This window comes from Kribbella yunnanensis, from assembly GCF_039529655.1.
In the GTDB taxonomy this organism is placed as follows: domain Bacteria; phylum Actinomycetota; class Actinomycetes; order Propionibacteriales; family Kribbellaceae; genus Kribbella; species Kribbella yunnanensis.
Map to the genome: position 1 here is coordinate 75,426 of NZ_BAAANF010000012.1, position 15,936 is coordinate 91,361.

18 protein-coding genes are annotated in these 15,936 nt (G+C 67.7%); 5 read left to right on the forward strand and 13 right to left on the reverse strand.

Annotation, left to right across the window (positions count from 1 at the left end; all coding sequences use genetic code 11):
• Window positions 1–29: 29 nt before the first annotated feature.
• The 7 genes from ABD231_RS17765 to hppD all read right to left on the reverse strand — a co-directional run bounded on the left by ABD231_RS17765 (window position 30) and on the right by hppD (window position 6,699).
• Entirely contained in the window at window positions 30–482 is a 453-nt protein-coding gene (locus tag ABD231_RS17765; protein WP_344152577.1) for a hypothetical protein, read from the reverse strand.
• A gap of 100 nt (window positions 483–582) precedes the next feature.
• Window positions 583–1,824: a HAMP domain-containing sensor histidine kinase gene (locus ABD231_RS17770; RefSeq protein ID WP_344152580.1), complete on the reverse strand. Its 1,242-nt coding sequence runs from the start codon at window positions 1,822–1,824 to the stop codon at window positions 583–585.
• A gap of 1 nt (window position 1,825) precedes the next feature.
• Window positions 1,826–2,491, reverse strand: a complete 666-nt coding sequence (gene cseB, locus ABD231_RS17775; RefSeq protein ID WP_165952626.1) for a two-component system response regulator CseB — start codon at window positions 2,489–2,491, stop codon at window positions 1,826–1,828.
• A 39-nt stretch (window positions 2,492–2,530) separates the two neighbouring features.
• Window positions 2,531–3,136 carry a hypothetical protein gene (locus ABD231_RS17780; protein ID WP_344152585.1) on the reverse strand — a complete coding sequence of 202 codons (606 nt, stop codon included), beginning with the start codon at window positions 3,134–3,136 and terminating at the stop codon, window positions 2,531–2,533.
• 142 nt (window positions 3,137–3,278) lie between these two features.
• Complete coding sequence (locus ABD231_RS17785; protein ID WP_344152588.1) at window positions 3,279–4,655, reverse strand: FAD-binding oxidoreductase; 1,377 nt, start codon at window positions 4,653–4,655, stop codon at window positions 3,279–3,281.
• A gap of 49 nt (window positions 4,656–4,704) precedes the next feature.
• Window positions 4,705–5,178, reverse strand: a complete 474-nt coding sequence (locus ABD231_RS17790) for a hypothetical protein (RefSeq protein ID WP_344152591.1) — start codon at window positions 5,176–5,178, stop codon at window positions 4,705–4,707.
• Between the two features lie 318 nt (window positions 5,179–5,496).
• Complete coding sequence (hppD, locus tag ABD231_RS17795; protein WP_344152594.1) at window positions 5,497–6,699, reverse strand: 4-hydroxyphenylpyruvate dioxygenase; 1,203 nt, start codon at window positions 6,697–6,699, stop codon at window positions 5,497–5,499.
• A 150-nt stretch (window positions 6,700–6,849) separates the two neighbouring features.
• Here hppD and ABD231_RS17800 point away from each other — a divergent pair, with 150 nt between their 5' ends.
• On the forward strand, window positions 6,850–7,320 hold the full coding sequence (locus ABD231_RS17800) for an Lrp/AsnC family transcriptional regulator (RefSeq protein WP_344152597.1): 471 nt from the start codon (window positions 6,850–6,852) through the stop codon (window positions 7,318–7,320).
• Here the strand turns inward: ABD231_RS17800 and ABD231_RS17805 are convergent, their stop codons facing one another.
• The gene (locus ABD231_RS17805) at window positions 7,321–7,965 is read right to left on the reverse strand and encodes an IclR family transcriptional regulator (protein ID WP_132409924.1); all 645 of its coding nucleotides are present in this window, start codon (window positions 7,963–7,965) and stop codon (window positions 7,321–7,323) included.
• 83 nt (window positions 7,966–8,048) lie between these two features.
• On the opposite strand from ABD231_RS17805, the gene ABD231_RS17810 reads away from it, so the two are divergent.
• Window positions 8,049–8,789 (forward strand): hypothetical protein, encoded by a 741-nt coding sequence (locus ABD231_RS17810; RefSeq protein ID WP_344152604.1) that lies wholly within the window; start codon window positions 8,049–8,051, stop codon window positions 8,787–8,789.
• Window positions 8,790–8,950: 161 nt separating this feature from the next.
• Here the strand turns inward: ABD231_RS17810 and ABD231_RS17815 are convergent, their stop codons facing one another.
• Entirely contained in the window at window positions 8,951–10,183 is a 1,233-nt protein-coding gene (locus ABD231_RS17815) for an MFS transporter (protein WP_344152607.1), read from the reverse strand.
• A 28-nt stretch (window positions 10,184–10,211) separates the two neighbouring features.
• The gene (locus ABD231_RS17820; RefSeq protein WP_344152610.1) at window positions 10,212–10,946 is read right to left on the reverse strand and encodes a phytanoyl-CoA dioxygenase family protein; all 735 of its coding nucleotides are present in this window, start codon (window positions 10,944–10,946) and stop codon (window positions 10,212–10,214) included.
• A gap of 101 nt (window positions 10,947–11,047) precedes the next feature.
• Between ABD231_RS17820 and ABD231_RS17825 the strand changes: the two genes are divergently transcribed.
• A complete protein-coding gene (locus tag ABD231_RS17825) occupies window positions 11,048–11,677 on the forward strand; it encodes a helix-turn-helix domain-containing protein (RefSeq protein ID WP_344152613.1) in 630 nt (209 codons plus the stop codon).
• A 14-nt stretch (window positions 11,678–11,691) separates the two neighbouring features.
• Window positions 11,692–12,237, forward strand: a complete 546-nt coding sequence (locus ABD231_RS17830; protein WP_344152616.1) for an NUDIX hydrolase family protein — start codon at window positions 11,692–11,694, stop codon at window positions 12,235–12,237.
• Between the two features lie 109 nt (window positions 12,238–12,346).
• On the opposite strand, the gene ABD231_RS17835 is transcribed toward ABD231_RS17830, so the two are convergent.
• Window positions 12,347–13,063, reverse strand: coding sequence for an SDR family NAD(P)-dependent oxidoreductase (locus ABD231_RS17835; RefSeq protein ID WP_344152619.1), 717 nt, complete (start codon window positions 13,061–13,063; stop codon window positions 12,347–12,349).
• A gap of 101 nt (window positions 13,064–13,164) precedes the next feature.
• Between ABD231_RS17835 and ABD231_RS17840 the strand changes: the two genes are divergently transcribed.
• Window positions 13,165–13,995, forward strand: a complete 831-nt coding sequence (locus ABD231_RS17840; protein ID WP_344152622.1) for a helix-turn-helix transcriptional regulator — start codon at window positions 13,165–13,167, stop codon at window positions 13,993–13,995.
• 112 nt (window positions 13,996–14,107) lie between these two features.
• On the opposite strand, the gene ABD231_RS17845 is transcribed toward ABD231_RS17840, so the two are convergent.
• The gene (locus ABD231_RS17845; protein WP_344152625.1) at window positions 14,108–14,443 is read right to left on the reverse strand and encodes a hypothetical protein; all 336 of its coding nucleotides are present in this window, start codon (window positions 14,441–14,443) and stop codon (window positions 14,108–14,110) included.
• A gap of 519 nt (window positions 14,444–14,962) precedes the next feature.
• Window positions 14,963–15,910, reverse strand: a complete 948-nt coding sequence (locus ABD231_RS17850; RefSeq protein ID WP_344152628.1) for an alpha/beta fold hydrolase — start codon at window positions 15,908–15,910, stop codon at window positions 14,963–14,965.
• Window positions 15,911–15,936 lie beyond the last annotated feature (26 nt).

The window sequence follows — 15,936 nt, forward strand, 5'->3', positions numbered from 1 at the left end:
GAGCCGGGCGCCGCTGGTTTTGGTTCAGCTCACTTGGTGATGGTGACGGCGACCGGGGCGCTGGCGGTCTTGGCGGCGACGACGCGGAACTTGTTGACGCCGACGCGGCCGCTCTGGACCCACACCGAGTAGGTGGACTTCGAGGTGACCTTGGTGGTGGCCGGGAAGTTGACCCACTTGTTGTTCTCCAGGCGCTGCACCTGGACGACCGTGCCCTTGGCGATGCCGGTGGTCTTGCCGGTGAACGAAACCTTGGCCCACGCCTTGGCGGTGGTCTTGTCCGACTTGATGGTGACCGCCTTCGCAACAGACGACTGCGCCACGGTCGGCTGGGTGACCGCGACCGGCTTGGTGTCCGCGGCGTTGGCCTGCAGTGCGCCGGCGACACCGAACCCGGTGGCGGCGAGAGCGATACCCGCGACGGTGGCGGCGGTACGACGGACGAACTGCGAACGGTTGCGGATGATGTTTGCCTCAGACATTGAAAATTAGCCCCTCGTTGTTCAAGGCCCTCGGTGAGCCTTTCACCAGAGGAGACGCCCTGACTCCGCAAGAGGTTGTGTTAAGACTTCGTCACAGCTCCTAGGCGTCACTTTCCAGTGCTGGCAGGACAAGTCGAGCCAGCGCTCCGCCGTCCGGGGCGGTACCAAAAGTGAGCTCGGCTCCGAGGACCTTGGCATGCCCGGCCGCGATGGTGAGGCCGAGACCGTGGCCGACACCGCGCTCGGCCATCCCGGAGCGGAACCGACGGGGGCCCTCGGCAATCAATTCCTCGGGGTAGCCGTTGCCGTGGTCAACGACCTCGACGATCCGGCCGGTGACCGTCACCTCGATCGGCGGGCGGCCGTGGCGCAGGCCGTTGACGATCAGGTTTGCCAGGATGCGCTCGATCCGGCGCGAATCGGTCGAGACCGTCTCGTCCTTCCCGTTCAGCTGTACGACGACGCTGTCCGGCGCGAGCGATTGCTGCATCCGCAACCGCGCGACCGCGGACCCGACGAACGCCCCGAGCCCGACCAGCTCAAGATCGGCCTGCTCCACGCCGGAGTCGAACCGGGCGATCTCCAGCAGGTCTTCGACCAGTCGGCGCAGCACCTTCGCACGGTCCCGGACGAGCTCACTCGGCCGACCGGGTGGCAGCAACTCGGCCGCGGTGGTCAGCCCGGTGACCGGCGTCCGCAGGTCGTGGGCAACGTCGGCGGTGAACCGGCGCTCCGCCTCCAGCTGACCGCGCAGCGAACTCGCCATGGTGTCCAACGCCCCGGCCAACGACGACACCTCGTCCTTGCCCTTGCCGACCACCTCGGTCGCCGACGCGTCCAGATCACCGGCCGCGATCCGGCGCGCCGTACCGGCCACTGCCACGATTCGTTTGGACAGGCCGCCGGCCAGGATCACGCTGACCAGCGCGACCAGGCCGACCGTGCCCAGACCGCCGACGATCAGCGCCTGCTGCAGCGCCCGCATCGAGTCGTCGGTGGTCTCGTAGTCCTGCACGATCGAGAGGATCTTGCCGTCCTTGACCGTGACCGCCGCCCACATCTTCGCGTTCGGCGAACCGGTCTTGAAGGTGGCCCGCTTCCCCTCCAGCACCGCGGCCCGCAGCTGCGGCGGCAGCTCCGGATCGTCCACCTTCGATCCGAACACCGGGATCTCGGTCTGGTCGTAGTTCTGCGCCGCGAGCTGCAGCCGCTCGTCGGCAAAGCTCCGCGTCCGGTCCAGGCGCGCCGACTGGGCCTGCGTGTAGACCGCCACGCAGAGCACCAGGATCGCCAGCGCCGAGACCAGCAGGAAGATGAGCCCGAGTTTGCCCCTCAGGCCCATGTCACGCCCTGAGCTTGTATCCGAATCCGCGGACCGTTTCGATGCGGTCGGCACCGATCTTGGTCCGCAGACGCTGCAGGTGGACGTCGACGAGGCGGCCGTCGCCACCCCATTCGTAGTCCCAGACCCGCTGCAGCAGCGTGGACCGGCTGAGCACGACACCCGGGTTGTTCGCGAACTCGATCAGCAGCTTGAGCTCGGTCGGCGTCAACTGGACGGTCGCGCCACTACGGCGTACCTCCAGAGCCTCGCGATCCAGCTCGAGATCGCCGAACGACTCCACCCCGGAGCCTGCGGCCGGGGCCGGGCGCTCAGGGTCGGAGACCGCCCGCCGCAGCACGGCTCGCAGCCGCGCCACCAGGACCTGGGTGTCGAACGGCTTGGTGACGTAGTCGTCGGCACCCGCCTCGAGCCCGAGGACGACGTCGAGCGCGTCACCGCGCGCGGACACCATCACGATCGGGACCGTGCTCGTCTCCCGGATCCGGCGGCACACCGAGATCCCGTCCAGCCCGGGGAGCATGATGTCCAGCATCACCACATCGGGATGGATCTTCTCGAATCGCTCGATCGCCTCCAGGCCGTCCTCGGCCGTGGTGACGTCGTAGCCGTGCCGCTCGAGGGTCAACTGGGTTGCCTCACGGATCACCGCGTCGTCCTCGACCATGAGAATGCGCGCTGCCGGTTCTTCCGGTACCACCGAACTTCAGTCTCCCTTTTGGTCCGTCGAGCTCACCTTGGCCATCTGCCGACCGTCCCAACGGTAGACCTCGACCTTGCGCCCGGAGGGGCAGCAGGGCTTGTCATCCGGCTGGAAGTTTTCGGATTCGACCACCAGGTCGCCCTGGGGACTAGCGTTGATCGTCGGCTGATCCACCTTCAGGGCCCAGATCCGCCGCGGGCCGCCCGGTTCGAGCGCCATCAGGAAGGCGCCGAACACGAACTTGTCCAGGGTATGGATGTAGACGACCTGCTGGGGAACACCGTTGTGCATAACATCAACGGTCGGACCCGGGCCGAGGCAACGCGAAATCACTGTGCATTTCACCAGAACCGACCGCGAGTAGCTGTCGAGCGCCTTGTCGGCGAGCAATTTGGTCCGGATCTGGGTCAGCGGGGCGGGCGTCACGGGCTTCGCGCGCACCCCGGGAGAGCTGGAAGTTGTCGGCGCAGAGACCCGCGGACTGACCGAATTCGCGTCGGCCGGCTCGGCACCCTCGACCCGCAGGCCGCTGCCGTTCCCACAGCCGGACAGGACGGCCAGAGCGGCCACGGCCGCGACGGCAGGGGCGAGCAGGCGCTGCATACGCATAGGGCGCCTCCTACCCTGCCTCATCGATGATTCCCCCGGGAGATTCAGACAACTACCTTCCATAGTGCTGGGCTCACGTCACATTCGACGGCCATGGACGTCGAATGGCCCCGGCAGTTCCGTTGCGGTTGGGTCACAGCCCTCAGCTCTCCACCACTTTGCCGGGATTCAGCAGATTTTCCGGGTCGAGCGCGGCCTTGATCGCCCGGTGCACGTCGACGGCGACCGGACCGATCTCCTCGGCCAGCCAAGTCCGTTTCAGTACGCCGACCCCGTGCTCACCGGTGATCGTGCCACCCAGCTCCAGACCGACCTCCATGATTCGGTCAAACGCTTGTTGCGCCCGGTCGGCCTGATCCGGATCGGTCGGATCGAAGACCACCGTCGGGTGCATGTTGCCGTCACCAGCATGCCCCAGGACACCGACAGTGATGTCGAGCTCGGTGGCTAGGGCCTCGACCGCGCCGATGAAGTCGGCCAGCCGGGACCGCGGAACACAGACGTCGTCGATCATCGTCGTACCGAGTTGATCGAGCGCGATCAGAGCCGCCCGCCGGGCCTCCAGCAGCAGCTCACCCTCGGCCGGGTCGTCCGCCTCGATGCACTCGATCGCGCCGTGGTCGCGACAGAGCTTGGCCACCGCGGCGACATCGGCCGCGCCCGCCTCACCACCCGCGTCGGACTGGGCGATCAGCATCGCGGCCGCCTCGGTCGGCAGATCCATCCGCTTGTACGAGTTCACGGCGGCGATCGTCGTACGGTCCATGATCTCCAGCAGGCTCAGCGAGACGCCGCTGCGGATGATCTCCACAATCGCCTCGCCGGCCGCGACACCGGAGCTGAACAGGGCCGCCATCGTCCGCGGGCGGGCAGTCTCCGGACGCAGCGCCAGGGTCGCCTCGGTGATGATGCCGAGCGTCCCCTCGCTGCCGACGATCAGCTTGGTCAGGTCGTACCCCGCGACACCCTTGACGGTTTTCCGGCCGGTACGCAGGATCCGGCCGTCGGCGAGCACCACCTCGAGACCGAGCACGTAGTCGGTCGTGACGCCGTACTTGACGCAGCACAGACCGCCGGAGTTCGTGGAGAGGTTGCCGCCGATCGAGCAGAACTCCCAGCTGGACGGATCCGGCGGGTAGAACAGCCCGTGCTCGGCCACGGCACGAGACAGTACGGCGTTGAACACGCCCGGCTGGGTGACGACGTACCGGTCGATGGGCTCGATCGCGAGGATCTTGTCCATCTTCTCCAGCGAGATCACGATGCAGCCGTCGAGCGCGTTCGCCGCCCCTGACAGGCCTGATCGCGCCCCTTGCGGAACGATCGGCACCCCGGCCGCGGCCGCTACTTTGACGGCCGCCTGCACATGGGCGGTCTCCCGCGCCAGTACGACGGCGACCGGCATCCCGGCCGGGCAGAACATGGCCCGGTCGTACCGGTAGCTCTCCATCCGGTCCGGGTCGGTCACCAACGCCTCAGGCGGCAACACCCGCCGCAGCTCCTCGAGCACCTCACTCATGTTGTGAGCCTAGTGTTCTCGGCGCCGTGGCGGGGGTTTGTCCCGAGTTTCAGCGGGCCTTGGGGGTCGCGTTCTCGGAGATCTCCTCGTAGCCGCCGCCGTAGTTGTGGTACTCACGGCCGATCGCGGCGAAACTGATGTTGGTGTTGGTGGCCCGCACCTTGGGTGTGCGGCAGGTGCGCTGGCCCTGGATGACCGCGCCGTTGCCGCCACTGCTGTCACAGCTCAGCGCGCGGCCGTTGTTGGATCCGCCGTACTGCACCAGGAACGCGTTGGCTCTGGCGTTGGCCGGTAGTCGTGAGTCCATCACGACCTCCGCCCAGTACTGCGAGCAGTTGTCGCGCATCAACCGGACCGAGCCCCAGCTCGGCGGGCGGTGATCACGCAGCATCTGCGCGGACGAAATGGATCGTGCACCCGAACAAGCAGCGGCCTCGGCTGCCTGGGCCGGCGCCGCGGCGAGCGCGATCGCGCCCACTCCGGCCAGACCGGCGGTGCTGAGCAGAATGCCCAGTGTCTTCATGACGAACCCTTCCTGAACACACGCCCCGACGCGCGTTCAGTAGCGCACACTACGCCAACAACCCCTGCCTTGACAGTCATTCCGGTAATCGGACGGCGACACGCCGTACAACTTCGGTGTGCCGCCGTCGCCCGTTGCCTGTGGCAAGCGATTGGAGGGTGTCTGGGAGCTGCACGCCGTAGCGAGCAAGTGCTCGGTGCGGTAGCTCGGCGTGCTGGGGCGGAGGCCTCGATGTTTTTCCATCGTGGCCTTTGCACCAGTGCGGCGAGGTGCCGTGCCGAGTGCTGCGCAGTAGGCGTGGAGCTCCCAGATGCCCTCCTAGAGGTTGCCGCGGCGCTCCTGCTCGCGCTCGATCGCCTCGAACAGGGCCTTGAAGTTGCCCTTGCCGAAGCCCAGCGAGCCGTGCCGCTCGATCAGTTCGTAGAACACCGTCGGCCGGTCGCCGAGCGGCTTCATGAAGATCTGCAGCAGGTAGCCGTCCTCGTCGCGGTCGACGAGGATCTTTCGCTTCTGCAACTCCTCGATCGGGGCCCGCACGTGACCGATCCGCTCCCGCAGCTCCGGGTCCTCGTAGTACGAGTCCGGGGTGTTCAGGAACTCGACGCCGTTGGCCCGCATGATGTCCACGGTGCGCAGGATGTCGTTGGTGGCCAAGGCGATGTGCTGCGCGCCGGCGCCGTCGTAGAACTCCAGGAACTCGTCGATCTGCGACTTCTTCTTCGCGATGGCCGGCTCGTTCAGCGGGAACTTGACCCGGTGGTTGCCATTGGCCACCACCTTGCTCATCAGCGCCGAGTAGTCGGTGGCGATGTCGTCGCCGACGAACTCCGCCATGTTCACGAAGCCCATCACCTTGTTGTAGAACGTCACCCACTCGTCCATCAGACCGAGCTCGACATTGCCGACCACGTGGTCGATGGCTTGGAACAACCGCTTCGGGTGCCCCTCCGGCCGCTGCACCTGGGTCTCGGCCGCGACGAACCCCGGCAGGTACGGGCCGTGGTAGTTGCTGCGGTCAATCAGCGTGTGCCGGGTGTCGCCGTACGCCGCGATGGCCGCCCGGCGGATCGTGCCGTGCTCGTCGCTGATGTCGTTCGGCTCCTCGAGCACGGTCGCGCCCTGCTCACGCGCGTGCTTGATGCACTTGTCCACATCCGGCACCTCGAGCGCGATGTCGGAGACACCGTCACCGTGCTTGCGGTGGTGGTCGTTGAGCGGGCTGTCCGGCGCGACCCCGCCGGTGATGACGAACCGGCCCGACCCCGCCTTCAGCACGAACGCCTTGTGGTCCTTATTGCCGTGTTCCGGACCGGAGTACGCGACCAGGTCCATCCCGAAGGCGAGCTGGTAGTACTTCGCGGTCTGGGTGGCGTTGCCGACGACGAACACCACCGCGTCCATCGCGGTGACCGGGAACGGGTCGGTGCTCTCGTCGTACGGCACCAGGCCGACGAGCTGCTTGAGCTGGTCGAGGTCGAGATCGGCGTCGAGCTCTGCGGGGGTGAGGTCGGTGCTGGTCATCGGTGGCTCCTCCAGGTTCGGATCAGTACGCCGAGCCTCGTCCGATGCATGCAGGTTGCGCAACAGTTCTCTGTTTGCCTAGTCAGTCTGTCTAGTATTGAGGTCGTATCGCTGGACTATTTGGTCAGTCTGACCATCGCAGGAGGCGTCATGTCGGTCGATGCACTGGATGCCCGGATCCTCGAACTGTTCGCGGCCGAGCCACGAGTCGGCGTCCTGGAGGCGTCCCGCCGCCTCGGCGTCGCCCGCGGTACTGTCCAGGCCCGCCTCGACCGCCTGCAACGCGACGGCGTAGTCCGCGGCTGGGGCCCCGACATCGACACCACCGCCATCGGCTACCCGGTCACCGCCTTCGCCACCCTCCAGATCGAGCAAGGCTCCGGCCACACGACAGTCGCCGCAGCCCTCGCCCGCATCCCCGAAGTCCTCGAGGTCCACACCATCACCGGCGCCGAAGACCTCTGGTGCCGCATCGTCGCCCGCTCCAACGCCGACCTCCAACGCGTCATCGACCAGGTAGTCAAAGTCCGCAACATCCAACGAGCCTCAACCGTGATCGCCCTGGCCGAACAAATCCCCCACCGAGTCCTGCCGTTGGTGGAGGCTGCGACCAAGGGTTAGTCAGGCGAGGCGTTTGGCTACTTCTACGGCGGCTCGGGCTACGCGGGGGCCTACGAAGTCGCGGTCGAGTTTGCCGAGGACTACGACGCCGATGGAGGCTTCGACGCCTGGTACGCCGAGGACCGGGGAAGAGACGCCTTGGGCGCCGGCCTGGAGTTCGCCGGAGGTGACGACGAAGGGGCGGCCGGCGGGGTCGGGTTTGCGGCGGCCGGCCAGGATCGCCTTGCCGGCCGCGCCCTGGTCGAGGGCGTGCCGGGAACCCATCCGGTACGAGACGTGGAAGTCGGTCCAGGACGGTTCGATGACGGCGATGGCCAGAGCTTCGTCACCGTCTGCGACTGTGAGGTGTGCGGTGGCGCCGGTGTCTTCGGCCAGGGAGCGGAGGACCGGGAGTGCTGCGTCACGCAGTGTGGGCTGGACGCGGCGGCTGTAGTGCAGGACGGCGAGGCCGAGGCGGGCCCGTCCTTCACTGTCGCGGCGCACCAGGCGGTGCAGCTCGAGCGTGTTCACCAGGCGGTAGACGACCGTCCGGCTGACCCGCAGGGCGGCGGCCAGCTCGGTGATCGAGAGACCGTCCGGCGCGTCCGCCAGCAACTCGAGGACGGTCAGTCCCCGGTCGAGCGTCTGCGAGGTCTCTGCGGGCACTCCTGAAGCCTATCCGCATTTCGGGCGTAGCCCAGTAAATGGCACCGTCGTGCGCGGACCCGTGGACCACGTATCTTGCTGCCGTGCGAAATTACTGGGCGCTCCTCCCCGCCATCGCCGTCATCGTGGGGCTGATCCTGCTCTACGCGATCCCCACCCTGATCAATCCGCAGTGGACGAAGACGGTTCTGAACCTCTTCCGCCAGTACCCGGAGGACGAGCAGGCCGAGGCCGGGAAGCCGGCCGGGACGCTCGGGGCCCAGCAGATCAAGTCGCGGCGGATGCTGGCCGGGCTGCTGGTGGTCGGCGCGTTCGCACTGGTCGGTTTCAACGTCAGCCTGAATCGGGAGTCCAACGGCTGCTACACCGCCGCCAGCGCCTTCGGAGCGATCGACAGCAAGGCGGCTGACGACCCCTGCATCTCGATGATCTTCGGGACCTTCATCGGCGACGGCACCGGCCCGTCCTTCGAGGAGAAGCCCCAGCCCATCACGGTCTACCAGGTGGTGGAGAAGAAGAACCCGAAGTACCTGCGCTGGATCCAGAACCCGCCGGCGTACGAGAACAACACCCTCCTGTTCGGTACGTCGATCGAGTGCGCGATGGACCTGCGCGTCGAAGAGAGCGATGACCAGATCAAGGCCTTCATCGACGCCGACACGCCGTGCTCCGAGTCCGGCAGTGTGTCGCTGACCCCGCTCAAACTCAAGCAGCCGCTCGGCAACCGCAAGGTCGTCACCGTCGGCGGCAAGGACGTGCAGCGGATCGACCCGGACGCCGCCTCCTGGCCGAAGATCCTCGGCAAGCTGGTGACCGGGGGCTAGGGGGTGTGCGGTGGGTCCGCGCCGTAGCGAGCATGTGCTCGGTGCGGTAGCTCGGCGTGCTGGAGGGAAGGCCTCGATGTGGTTCATCGTGGCCTTTCCGCCAGTGCGGCGAGGTGCCGTGCCGAGTGCAGCGCAGTAGGCGTGGGGCCACCGCACACCCCCTAACTGAGGGCTCGTACGTCGGAGTCGTAGACGCGGAACGGGCGGTTGCGGGCCAGCAGGATGAGCAGTCCGATGATGCAGACGCCGGCCCCGCCGAGCAGGGCGATGGTCGGGGTGGTGAGCGAGGCCGTCGTACCGGCGACGAAGTCTCCGAGGCGTGGCCCGCCGGCCACGACCACGATGAAGACACCCTGCAGCCGCCCGCGCATCGCGTCCGGCGCCGCGGACTGCAGCACGGTGTTCCGGTACGCCGAGCTCACCATGTCGGCCGCTCCCGACAACGCGAGCAGCGCGACCCCCAGCCAGATCGTGCGGGCCAGGCTGAACAGCCCGACAGCCATCGCGTACGCCGTGATCGCGACCACGATCGCGATTCCCTGCCGCCGGACCCGGGTCACCCAGCCGGAGAACAGCACCCCGATCAGCGCGCCGATCGCCGGTGCCGCCTGCAGCAGTCCGACCGTCCGCACTCCCCCGGCGAAGAACGCACCCGCGACCGCCGGGAACAGCGCCCGCGGCTGCGCGAACACCATCGCCAGGATGTCCGCGAGGAACGTCGCCAACAACGCCGGCGCGGCACGCAAGAACGTGAACCCTTCGAGCACCGACCGCAGCCCGGCCCGCCGTACCAGCCCGGTCGGCGGCACCGGAGGCAGCCTGAACAGCGCGTAGAGCGCCGCGGTGAACGTGATCACGTCGACCAGGTACGCCGCCGCGAAGCCGTGCCACGCGATCACCGCCGCACCGATCAGCGGTCCGGCGGTGAAGCCCAGGTTGAACGCGGCCTGGCTGAGCGTGTTCGCGGCCGGGAGCAGTTCCGGCCGGATCAGTCGCGGGATGATCGCCGCCCGCGCCGGGTTGTTCACCGCGAAACACGCCGACTGGCAGGCGACGACGCCGTACAGGATCCAGGTCTGGTTCCACTGCAGCTGGGACTGCACGACGAGGACCATCGACAGCAGCCAGAGACCGCCCGACGAGAACAACGCGAGCCGGCGCCGATCGATCGCGTCGGCCATCGCGCCGCCGTACAGGCCGAAGACGACCAGCGGCACGAGCGAGCAGAGGCCGACGAGACCGACTGCGAACGTCGAGTGCGTGAGCGCGTACACCTGGATCGAGACGGTCACCGCGGTCATCTGCTGACCGAGCTGCGACACCGTCGACCCGATCCACAACCGGCGGAAATCGGCGGACTCCCGGAGCGGTCGGATATCGGTGAGAAGCGGCACGAACCCTCACTTTATGTCATGACGTGAATTAACTCACTCGGGGGAAGCGTTCGTGGTCGAGCGGCTGGCCCGGGGTGAGGTTCAGGCCGTCGCTGACGACGTGACCGCCACCGGTGTACGTCGTCTCCGCGTCGATGTAGATCGTCACGTGCGCGATCCGCGGGTCGTCGGTGAGATTGGGGGTCGCGGAGTGCGCGAGATACGCGTTGTGGAAGGTGCAGTCGCCGGCCCGTAGCGGGATCGTCAGGCGTGTGTCCCAGCGCAGGTCCGGCGCGACGCGGAACAGATCGTCGCGGTCCGCGAGGTCCTGGGCGCGCAGTCCTTGGTGGTCGTGGGAGCCCGGGATGAACGTCATACAACCGCGCTCAACCGGTACGTCGACCAGCGCGATCCACGCCGACAGGGAGTGCCGCGAACCGCTGTGCGGCCAGTACGGCGCATCCTGGTGGAACTCGGTCGCCGCCCCGTTGTGCGGCGGTTTGATCAGCAGGTGGTCGTGCCACATCTTGAGTGGTACCCCGGCGAGCGCGGTCGCAGCCTCGGCGACTCGCGGGTGCAGGGTCAGCTCACGCAGTACGTCGTTCTGCTGCCAGACGTTGACGTACTGGTTGAAGATCGCCGAGCCACCGGCGTAGTCGCTAGCCCTGCTGCTCACCTCGACAGCCGCGTCCCGGAACTTCGCCGCCTCCTCGGGCGTGATGACGTTGCGGACCCGGACCACGCCGTCCCGGCGATAGGCAGAAATGGACTTCTCGTCGATCATCACGGCTCCTTGAGCTTGTGCATCTGATGCATCCAGCTTCGTGGTGCGGCTAAGTTGACGACCAGACGGCTGTTGACCACTCCTTGACTGGAATTGACCTCATGCACAAGATCTTGAGCAGCGAAGTCTTCCCGGAACCCCGGCTGCCGGTCGCCGAGGAACTGCTCTCGGTCGACGACGACGTGGCGCCGCACAGCCACGCGTTCTTCGAGATCGCGGTCGTGGTCGCGGGAACCGCCGTACATGTCTCGGCCGATGGGTCGCGGGAGTTGTCGGCCGGGTCGGTCGTCGTACTGCGGCCTGGGCAGTGGCACGGGTACTCGCAGTGCGAGGGGTTGGTCGTGCGGAACGCCTACCTCGGGACCGATGTCTTCGGGCTGCTCTCCGGATCGCTCGGTGCGCCGGCCGGGCATCCCGCCGTACAGCATGCGATGCGGTTGCTGGAAGCGGACCTGACCGCCGGGTGGACCCTCGACCGCCTCGCCGCCGCCGTGAACCTAGCCCCCGGCTACCTCGTCCGCCTCTTCGGCAGAACCGTCGCGGTGTCCCCGATGGCCTACCTGCAACGCCTCCGCGCCGAGCGCGCAGCCGGCCTCCTGATCGAGACCGATCTCCCGATCGCCACCATCGGCACCCTCGTCGGCTGGCCCGACCCCAGCCACGCAACCCGCCGCTTTCGCGCCCATTTCGGTCTGAGTCCAACCCGCTACCGAGAGGCATTTCGGCCATAAGTAAAGATGTGCCTGTGACTTCTGTGCGCACGCCTGACCCGAACCCCGGCTGGCTGTCCGACCTGGCCCTGCAGGAGACCCGTTCCCGGGTCCCGATCCTGTACGTCGAGGCCGTCCCGGCCCGCGTCGACGCGACCGGGCACATCGAGCACGTCGGCGTCCTGCTCCGCGGCTCGGCCCAGACCAACCAGATCGTCCGAACCCTGGTCTCCGGCCGCGTCTTCCACGGCGAGACCATCCGCGACGCCCTCCAACGCAACATCGAAAAGGACCTGGGCCCGGCGGCCTTCCCGCGCCTCCCGGTCAGCCCGGTCCCCTTCACGCTCGCGGAGTACTTCCCGCTGCCCGGTCTGACGCCGCTGCACGACCCCCGCCAGCACGCCGTAGCCCTCGTCTACGTCGTCCCGGTCACCGGCGAATGCAACCCCCGCCAAGACGCCCTGGAACTCACCTGGCTGACGCCGGAGGAAGCCCAGGCCCCGTCGTTGCTGGCCGACCTCGAAGGCGGCCGAGGCCAGCTGCTCAAGCAAGCCCTCGCCTGGTCCGGCGCCCTCATCTAACGTCCGAAGGACCCGCAGGCGTGGTCTCCGCGTCATCGGACGTTAACCACCGCTCCCCGCTAACGTCCGAAGGACCCGCAGGCGTGGTCTCCGGATCGTCGGACGTTGGCTACCAGGGGAGCTGGCCGGCTTCGGCGTGTACTTCGCCGGTCGGGCCGGTCTCGTCCAGGGTGGCTAGGCGGACTGCTACGGCGGCGCCTTGGGCTGGGGTTCGGGCGGCGTCCCAGCCGCCCATGTCGGTGGCGCAGTTGCCGGGGTCGGCGGCGTTGACGAGGATGCCGGTGCCGCGGAGTTCGTTGGCGAGCATGACGGTGACCATGTTCACGGCCGCCTTGGTCGCGTTGTAGCCGACTGTCCGCACGGTCGACATCCGCGACTCCGGATCGCCAACCAGCGTGAACGACGCGAGCGAGGTCGACAGGTTGACGATCCGCGCCTGCTCGGCCTTCCGCAACAGCGGCAGCATCGCCTGCGTGACCGCGACCAGCCCGACCACGTTCGTCTCGAACCCATCCCGCAGTACGTCGCTCGCAACCTCCGACACCGCGGTGTCCCCGACCGGGATGATCGCCGCGTTGTTGATCAGCACGTCCAACCGCCCGTACTCGGCCGCGATCTGATCCGCGGCCGACCGCACCGACTCCGGGTCGTTCACCTCGAGCTGGACGGCCGTCGTACCGTCGAGGTCCTTGGCTGCTTCCTCGCCGCGGCCCAGGTCGCGCGATCCGAGGAGTACCTGGTACCCGGCCTCGCCGAGCTGCCGCGCGATCTCCTTGCCGATGCCCTTGTTGGCGCCCGTGACGAGCGCAATCTTCTTCTCAGTCATGCCTCCCAGGCTGGTGCGCGACCGCCGCCCGTGGCAGAGCGAGCCGACCCTGGGACCGGCAGTCCCTGTCTGGCGTTCCCGCCGCCTGCAACCATGGAGGTGTGGACCGAGCACAGCTGGCAGAGTTCCTCCGAGTACGGCGAGAGCGCCTCACGCCCGCCGATGTCGGCCTACCCGCCGGCCTCCGCCGCCGTACCCCCGGCCTCCGTCGCGAGGAAGTCGCCACCCTCGCCACCATGTCCACCGACTACTACACCCGCCTCGAACAGGCCCGCGCCCCGCGCCCGTCCCGCCCGGTCCTCACCGGCCTGGCCCGCGCGCTGCGCTTGAGCGACGCCGAACGAGCCCACCTCTTCCGCCTGGCCGGCGAACAGCCCGGCCCACCCCCAGGCCCACCCGCAGACGTCCGCGACGGCGTCCTCCGCATGATCGCACGCCTGGACCTGCCGGCCATCGTCCTCGACGCGAAGTACGACGTACTGGCCTGGAACCGCCAAGCCGCCGCCCTCCTCACCGACTTCTCCGCCCTCCCACCCCGCGACCGCAACCTCCTCCGCCAACGCTTCCTGAACGGTGACCAGTCCCGCTTCACCCCCGAAGCCACCCGAGAGTTCGCCCGCGAAGCCGCCGCCGACCTCCGAGCCGCCTCCGCCACCTACCCCGACGACCCCGCTGTCGCGAGCCTGATCGCCGAGCTACTGGCCGGCAGCCCCGAATTCCGCGACCTCTGGTCCCACCACGAGGTAGCCCGCCAGCAATCCCTCTGCCAAACCATCCTCCACCCCGAAGTCGGCCGCATCGACGTCATCTGCGAGATCCTCGTAGTCCCCGACCGAGACCAACGAGTAGTCCTCTACACCGCCGACCCCGGCACCCCCTCAGACCAAGCCCTCCGCCTCCTCGACGTCATCGGCACCCAGTCCCTCGCTTGACCCTTCGCGGCTCCAGCTAGGCACCTTTCGGGGGTACGCACATCTCGTGCAGGGTCTGAACAGGTAATGCCTTGTTCACACCCACCAGTTCTTGTTCACGCCCCCGGGAGGACTACATGTTCTGCGGGTCGAACAGCACCAGGCCGTGCTTCTCCGCGAGAACAGCCGCGTACTCCGCAACCTCACCGGCGTACTCGAACTGCACCCCGAACGGGAACAGATCACCCACCGCGTCCGCGATCAACGGCTCGACCACCCACGGCCCACCGGCCGACGCCTCCGGCCACCGGGCCAGCAACGCATTCGCGAACTCGACCAACCGCGGGTTCGGCGGCGTCTCGTCGTCGTCATTGTCTTCCTGGAGCTCCATCAGCTCCTCGTACAACTCCTCCAGCGCATCACCATCCGCCGGCCGCTCCCCCGCCCAAACCACCAAGTCGTAGCTCATGCGCCAGATCCTGACACCCACGAGGCTCACCCGCGTGGCCCCTCCAGAGCTAGTCAGCGCAACACGGCGGACCCCCAGGCCATCACATCTGCAACTCATTCCGCTCCGCGCGCTCACCCCGCGGCCGGGGCGCGCGATTGTGATGGCCTGTGTGTCCGGTCCACTCCCGACGGCTACCTCCGGGGCGGTTCGTCGCTAACGACACGTACTACCTGCCTCCCGCGGCACGCCGCACGCTTGGGCGACTGCTTCGAGGGGCCTTCCAACCGACTACTACGTGTCCTTCCCGACGCGGCCAGACGGAAACCCCCCGCCGGAACACCGCGACAGCACCCGACAACCGCCTGCCTTCGACGGCGAGCGTGCGAGCCAACTCGCGAGCGGAGTGAGCAGGTGGGGCGAGCGCCGCGAGCGTGGGAAGGGTGGGTGGGCGGACTGCGTAGCACGCGACGTAGGAGTGGGCGTAGTCGGCCGCGAGAGTTCGACGCGGGATCGGCCGCGGGAGGTCGGCGTACGGGGTTAGCTGCGGGCTACCAGTTCTTCGATGGCGGCGGCTACTTCGGTCGGGGCTGAGATCTGGGTTAGGTGGCCTTGGTTGGGGAGGATGGTAGGTGGGGGTGCGCCTACTCGGGTGGCGGTTTGTTCGGCGGAGCCGCCTTGGTTGTCCAGGGCACCGAAGAGGACTGATTTGGCGACTGGAGAGGTCTTGAGGAGGGCCAGACGGTCGGGTTGGACGGCGGGGATGTCTCGGCCGACCATTTGCCACAACGCCTTTTCGGCGCCTTGCTGGCGGAAGGGGCGGGTCCAGACTTGGACCTCGTCGTGGGTGAGGGGCGCGCACTTCGAAGCGCAGGCGTCGTTGTAGATGTTGCGGATGAGGGTGTCGGAACCAAGGACCAGGCGGAGGGCGCTGGTTCGGTAGGGGTCGACGATGAGGGTGTTGACGACGGCTCGGGGTGGGCCGCCGCCGGGGATGGGGAGGCCGTCGCCGTCCAGGAACATGATGCCGCCGACTTTCTCCGGCTGTTCCAGGGCGGCCTCGGCGACCACGCCGGCGCCCAGGGAGTGACCGACCAGGACGGGCTTGGTCAACTTCATCGCATCGAGGAAGCCGAGCAACTGCGCCGCTAGATGCTCGATCGTGTACGGCGCTTTGCGTTCGCTGTAGCCGTATCCGGTGATGTCGTACGCGTAGACACGGTGTGTCCGCGCCAGCACCGGGACGAGCGCGGACCACGATTCGACCGACTCGGCGGCGCCATGGACGAGCACGATCGGCGAACCCGTCGTACCCCAGGAGTCGTACCGGGTCTGCAGGTCCGCGGTCTGGACGAATCGAAGCCCGGGTGGTGGCTCGGCGCGTTCCCTGGTGGCGAAGTTGTAGGTCAGGGACGCTCCGGTGATGACGAGCCAGATGACCACCAGTACGACGAAGATTCGCCGCAGTACCCGCACGAGCCGCTTCACAGGCTCAAGTTTGTCGGACGGTTCAA

Excerpts from the sequence above, each read along its gene's own strand:
- ABD231_RS17835 (WP_344152619.1), bottom strand. The coding sequence starts at position 13,063 with ATGACTGAGAAGAAGATTGCGCTCGTCACGGGCGCCAACAAGGGCATC.
- ABD231_RS17820 (WP_344152610.1), bottom strand. The coding sequence starts at position 10,946 with ATGATCGACGAGAAGTCCATTTCTGCCTATCGCCGGGACGGCGTGGTC.
- ABD231_RS17780 (WP_344152585.1), bottom strand. The coding sequence starts at position 3,136 with ATGCGTATGCAGCGCCTGCTCGCCCCTGCCGTCGCGGCCGTGGCCGCT.
- ABD231_RS17845 (WP_344152625.1), bottom strand. The coding sequence starts at position 14,443 with ATGAGCTACGACTTGGTGGTTTGGGCGGGGGAGCGGCCGGCGGATGGT.
- ABD231_RS17770 (WP_344152580.1), bottom strand. The coding sequence starts at position 1,824 with ATGGGCCTGAGGGGCAAACTCGGGCTCATCTTCCTGCTGGTCTCGGCG.
- cseB (WP_165952626.1), bottom strand. The coding sequence starts at position 2,491 with ATGGTCGAGGACGACGCGGTGATCCGTGAGGCAACCCAGTTGACCCTC.
- ABD231_RS17825 (WP_344152613.1), top strand. The coding sequence starts at position 11,048 with ATGCACAAGATCTTGAGCAGCGAAGTCTTCCCGGAACCCCGGCTGCCG.
- ABD231_RS17785 (WP_344152588.1), bottom strand. The coding sequence starts at position 4,655 with ATGAGTGAGGTGCTCGAGGAGCTGCGGCGGGTGTTGCCGCCTGAGGCG.
- ABD231_RS17800 (WP_344152597.1), top strand. The coding sequence starts at position 6,850 with ATGTCGGTCGATGCACTGGATGCCCGGATCCTCGAACTGTTCGCGGCC.
- hppD (WP_344152594.1), bottom strand. The coding sequence starts at position 6,699 with ATGACCAGCACCGACCTCACCCCCGCAGAGCTCGACGCCGATCTCGAC.
- ABD231_RS17790 (WP_344152591.1), bottom strand. The coding sequence starts at position 5,178 with ATGAAGACACTGGGCATTCTGCTCAGCACCGCCGGTCTGGCCGGAGTG.
- ABD231_RS17765 (WP_344152577.1), bottom strand. The coding sequence starts at position 482 with ATGTCTGAGGCAAACATCATCCGCAACCGTTCGCAGTTCGTCCGTCGT.